This is a genomic window from Enterobacter sp. PGRG2 (genome assembly GCF_030291195.1).
Classification (GTDB): domain Bacteria; phylum Pseudomonadota; class Gammaproteobacteria; order Enterobacterales; family Enterobacteriaceae; genus Enterobacter_D.
The window spans coordinates 3650317-3651290 of the sequence record NZ_CP127837.1 but is presented as its reverse complement, the minus strand read 5'-3'; the positions used below and the strand labels follow the sequence as shown (position 1 = coordinate 3651290).

Here is a 974-nt window from a genome sequence, read left to right as displayed (position 1 = left end):
CAGCATCCTCTGAGAACGAGCAGTATGAATTTTCCCTGAAAAACTATCGCGCTTCAGTCCGAGGCTTTATGCAGGTTGGTTCCGGAGCGACAGCAAATATAGTATCCCTGCCAGCTGCGTTGCAGCCTGTCTCTCCCGGCGGTCGATATACAGCATTACTGCTGGGTTCGACAGGTTTTGTAAACTCTCATATCTCGGTAACAGATCACATCCGCGTACAGGATGGGACGCTCCCGGCAGGAACTCAGTTCGTATCGCTATCCGGACTTGAGTGGGATTATTGACCCGCAATTACAGCCCTCCATGTGAGGGCTTTCTTTTTGGTATTGACCAAATCCCCCCTTTGAAATACTGTTTATATATACAGTGAAAATGGAGGGAGACTATGGCACGCACATCAGAAATTAGCGCCGCTTTCGTGGCGGCAATACACAAAAACCCTAAAGGCTATCAATGCTTGCGAACGGAGGACTTTGTGCGTGAGCTGCGCAATCGCAACTGGCACTACACTCTGGCAGATGCCAACCGGTGGATAGAGCGATACCAGACCGGCTTCGTGGACAAAACGCCTGATATCAGCGAAAACCGGCTGTGGATGCTCCGCAACATGGGGTATGTTCAATAATGGGATTCCCATCTCCAGCGGCTGATTACATTGAAACAACGATGTGCGCTGACATCATTTGCAATCTGACCGCCAACAGCCTGGTCATTGAGACATCAACCGGCGCGGCTGTAGTGGACAGGGGGTTGATAGCGAGGCAGGGCGACGTGCTGCTCGCCAGCCTGGACGGACGTGCCTATTTTGGTAAGTTTATGGGAAATGCGTTCATCACGCATGATGGTGATGCGATAGAGGGGGAATGCCTGGATGAGCTTCAGGTGATCGGCGTCGTCACCCATTTCGTCGTCGATACACGGAACGGCCTGGATGACGAATGCCCGGTGATGTGATGGGGCATATAAGGGGCAAA

The 974-nt window shown here is 52.0% G+C and carries 3 protein-coding genes; all 3 read left to right on the top strand.

The window, feature by feature from the left end:
- Positions 1–284 (top strand): hypothetical protein (locus QRD42_RS16380; RefSeq protein ID WP_321987629.1); only part of this gene is annotated, 284 nt, incomplete at its 5' end.
- A gap of 101 nt (positions 285–385) precedes the next feature.
- A complete protein-coding gene (locus QRD42_RS16375; protein WP_321987628.1) occupies positions 386–625 on the top strand; it encodes a hypothetical protein in 240 nt (79 codons plus the stop codon).
- Positions 625–954 carry a hypothetical protein gene (locus QRD42_RS16370; RefSeq protein WP_321987627.1) on the top strand — a complete coding sequence of 110 codons (330 nt, stop codon included), beginning with the start codon at positions 625–627 and terminating at the stop codon, positions 952–954. Before QRD42_RS16375 ends, QRD42_RS16370 begins: the two co-directional genes overlap by 1 nt.
- Positions 955–974 lie beyond the last annotated feature (20 nt).

Coding starts and splice junctions, on each gene's coding strand:
- QRD42_RS16375 (WP_321987628.1), top strand. CDS start 386: ATGGCACGCACATCAGAAATTAGCGCCGCTTTCGTGGCGGCAATACAC.
- QRD42_RS16370 (WP_321987627.1), top strand. CDS start 625: ATGGGATTCCCATCTCCAGCGGCTGATTACATTGAAACAACGATGTGC.